Origin of the sequence: uncultured Candidatus Puniceispirillum sp. (genome assembly GCF_963979125.1) — a bacterium.
GTDB lineage: Bacteria > Pseudomonadota > Alphaproteobacteria > Puniceispirillales > Puniceispirillaceae > Puniceispirillum.
In genome coordinates this window covers 1-3,742 of record NZ_CAXBVX010000140.1, presented here as the reverse complement: position 1 = coordinate 3,742, position 3,742 = coordinate 1, and the positions used below count along the sequence as shown (strand labels likewise).

3 protein-coding genes are annotated in these 3,742 nt (G+C 50.7%); 1 reads left to right on the top strand and 2 read right to left on the bottom strand.

Features of this window, described 5'->3' with window-relative positions:
- A partial coding sequence (locus tag ABNT28_RS10320; RefSeq protein WP_348721541.1) for a GIY-YIG nuclease family protein occupies nucleotides 1-227 on the bottom strand: 227 nt, incomplete at its 3' end.
- A gap of 449 nt (nucleotides 228-676) precedes the next feature.
- Nucleotides 677-2,887, bottom strand: a complete 2,211-nt coding sequence (gene uvrB / locus ABNT28_RS10315) for an excinuclease ABC subunit UvrB (RefSeq protein ID WP_332924997.1) — start codon at nucleotides 2,885-2,887, stop codon at nucleotides 677-679.
- A 161-nt stretch (nucleotides 2,888-3,048) separates the two neighbouring features.
- Here uvrB and ABNT28_RS10310 point away from each other — a divergent pair.
- A partial coding sequence (locus ABNT28_RS10310; protein WP_348721540.1) for a tetratricopeptide repeat protein occupies nucleotides 3,049-3,742 on the top strand: 694 nt, incomplete at its 3' end.

Here is a 3,742-nt window from a genome sequence, read left to right as displayed (position 1 = left end):
CGGTTGGAAAGCCGGTTAGGTTGCGTATAGCTCCCAACCCGCCGAACAAGATCGCGTGCCTTGCCCACATACAGCACCTCGCCAAGCCCGTTGGTCATGCGGTACACGCCAGGCTGATGCGGCAGAACCTTCAACTCTTCTTTCAGATAGCTGATGCCGCGCCATATATCAGGCGGCAAATTAGCTGTCTTGGCGTCATTTTCAAGGCTGTCTATCGGCTTGCTCATGAAATTAATCTAAGCCTTTCAACGACTTTGGCATAGCCCCGAATCGCTGATGTTTAAGTCTAAATTTTGGGTGAAATTCTATCCCCCAACCCTGTGGATAAAACTGGGGACAAACAGGCTTTTTGTGCGCGATCCCCCTTATTTCCTGCGAAAATGAGCATTTTGCCTAAATTTTAGGCAATTTTAAATAATTATATAAAATCAATTAGTTAATATATAGCAATAGGGAAAATGAAATAAAATTCATATTTATTTTTCGATATTTCGGTTGAATCGCGGCAATTTTGTCATCTTGTGCAAAACAGTGCCTGATTCGGTCACTGATTCCTCTGTTTTCAGTCTTAAATCATAAAATTACGAAACCAAAAAAATATCTATAAAACAAAGCAAAAGACGATTCTGATAATGTCATGATACCAGCATTGAGAGTAAATGATGCTACTGTGACCTTATCGGCCACGTCCATATTTTTTGCCGCGTTTTTTGGCAGGCGCGCCGGGGGTGCCGGCGGGGAATCCATAACCATCGGCGATTGAGCTAGGCACCCCGGGGGCGGTCAGCCCCAGCTCGGCTGCTTCCATCCGGCGTATTTCGTCACGCAGGCGGGCAGCTTCTTCAAATTCCAGATTGCCAGCAGCCTGTTTCATGCTGGTTTCAAGATCGGCGATAACAGTTTTAAAGTTATTGCCAACCAACGCCCCTTCTTTGCCGCCGGCTTTTGGCGTCAGATGATCCGCGCGCTCATATACCGAATCCAGCACATCGGTAATATCCTTTTTGATTGATTCTGGCGTGATGCCATTGGCTTCGTTCCACGCTTCCTGCTTGGCACGGCGGCGGTTGGTTTCATCCAGCGCATATTGCATTGAATCGGTGATCCTGTCGCCATACAGGATGACCCGCCCTTCGACATTACGGGCGGCGCGGCCAATGGTTTGCACCAATGATGTTTTAGAGCGCAAAAACCCTTCCTTATCGGCATCCAGAATCCCGACCAACGCGCATTCGGGAATATCCAGCCCCTCGCGTAATAGATTGATCCCGATCAGAATATCAAACACGCCCAGCCGTAAATCGCGCATAATCTCGATCCGTTCCAGCGTATCAATATCCGAATGCAGATAGCGTACTTTCAGTCCGGCTTCGAACATATATTCGCTCAATGCTTCGGCCATTTTTTTGGTCAGCGTGGTAATCAATACGCGCTGGCCTTTGGCGGCGGCATCGCGGCATTCGGCGATAATATCATCAACCTGATTACCCGTTGGCCGGACAATACATTCCGGATCGATCAATCCGGTAGGGCGTACAATCTGTTCGGAAAAGACCCCGCCGGTGCGTTCCATTTCATATTTTCCGGGCGTTGCAGATACATAGATTGTTTGTGGCCGGAATCCTTCCCATTCTTCAAATTTCAAAGGCCGATTATCCATACAGGATGGCAGTCGGAACCCATGTTCGGCCAGCGTCGATTTACGTGCAAAGTCACCTTTATACATCGCGCCCAATTGTGGCACGGTGACATGGCTTTCATCGACAATCAGCAAGGCATTTTCGGGCAGATATTCAAACAATGTTGGCGGCGGCTCGCCTGGGCCGCGTCCTGACAGATAACGTGAATAATTTTCAATCCCCGCACAGACGCCGGTGGCTTCGATCATCTCGACATCAAATTGTGTGCGCTGTTCGATGCGTTGCGCTTCCAGCAATTTGTTGGCTTCGGTCAGCTCGGCCAGCCGCTGTTTCAACTCGATCTTGATCGATTTACACGCTTGCTGCAAGGTGGGGCGCGGCGTCACATAATGCGAATTGGCAAATACCGTGATCGTCGGCAGGCTGGTGAATTTTTCGCCGGTCAGCGGGTCAAATTCATGGATTGATTCAACCTCGTCACCAAACAGCGAAATGCGCCATGCGCGATCTTCAAAATGCGCTGGGAACAATTCCACCGAATCCCCGCGCACGCGAAAACTACCGCGCACGAAATTCGTATCATTGCGTTTATATTGCAATTCGGTAAATTTGCGCAGCATATCCTGACGCGGGAAATCCTCGCCACTGGTGATTTTCTGCGTCATCGTCGAATAGGTTTCGACCGATCCGATACCATAGATACATGACACTGACGCGACGATAATCACATCATCACGTTCCAGCAAAGACCGCGTTGCCGAATGCCGCATCCGGTCAATCTGCTCATTGATCGATGATTCCTTTTCGATATAGGTATCGCTACGCGGCACATAGGCTTCGGGCTGGTAATAATCGTAATAGGACACGAAATATTCGACCGCATTCTGCGGGAATAAAGACCGCATCTCGCCATATAGCTGGGCGGCCAGCGTTTTATTCGGCGCAAGGATCAAGGTTGGGCGTTTCATCTCGCGGATCACATGCGCGGCGGTAAAGGTCTTGCCTGATCCGGTGACGCCCAGCAACACCTGATCGCGCTCGCCTTTTTTCACCCCGTCGATCAATTCGGCAATCGCCGTGGGCTGATCGCCTGCCGGCGAAAAATCCGATTGCAGATCGAAATTGGCAGGCCCGCGTGGCCGCGTGATCGCAATATTATCGGTGGTGGTTTTCACAACCTTATCGGTGGCCGCACCATTGGCGGCGTCAGTGGCGGCGGCTTCGCTATTGTGGGTAATCTTGTTCATCTTCTTCAAGATAGGCGCAGTCACGCGCAAGCGAAAGGGGGGTAGATGAAATTTAGGGGGGCGAGGACGATAAATCCCCTGCGCCTCACGAATGTCATAAACCCGCAAAAATCTATGTTCCGATAACGAAATATTAACCAAGGATTGAGTAAACTTTGCCGATGAAAAGTTTTATTCACATATTGCGGTCACGCATCCTGCCACACATCCTGATTGTGCCGTGTTTTTTATTGCTGGCCTTGCTGGTGCCATCCTCGCTATGCGCGGCTGATTTTGACAAGGGGTTACGTGCAGCTGAAGCTGGTGATTATGCCGCCGCATTTGCCGAATGGCGACCACTGGCCGAACAGGGGTTAGCAGGGGCGCAATATAACCTTGGCCATATGTATTATAAGGGTGAAGTCGTGCCGCAGGATGATGCCGAGGCGGCAAAATGGTATCGCCGTGCCGCCGAACAGGGGTTAGCAGGTGTGCAATATAACCTTGGCCATATGTATGCAAAGGGTGAAGGCGTGCCGCAGAATGATGCTGAAGCGGTAAAATGGTATCGCCGCGCCGCCGAACAGGGGGATGCACAGGCGCAAAGTAATCTTGGCTATATGTATGAGAACGGCAGGGGCGTGCCGCAGGATTATGCCGAAGCGGCGAAATGGGGTCGTCGCGCCGCCGAACAGGGATTTGCACAGTCGCAATTTAATCTTGGTGTGATGTATTTTAATGGCAGGGGTGTGCCGCAGGATTATGCGCTGGCGGTGAAATGGTATCGCCGTGCCGCCGAACAGGGGGTCGTCGAGGCGCAAGTTAATATTGGCGTGATGTATGCAATGGGCGAAAGCGGACCAAAAGATTATGTGC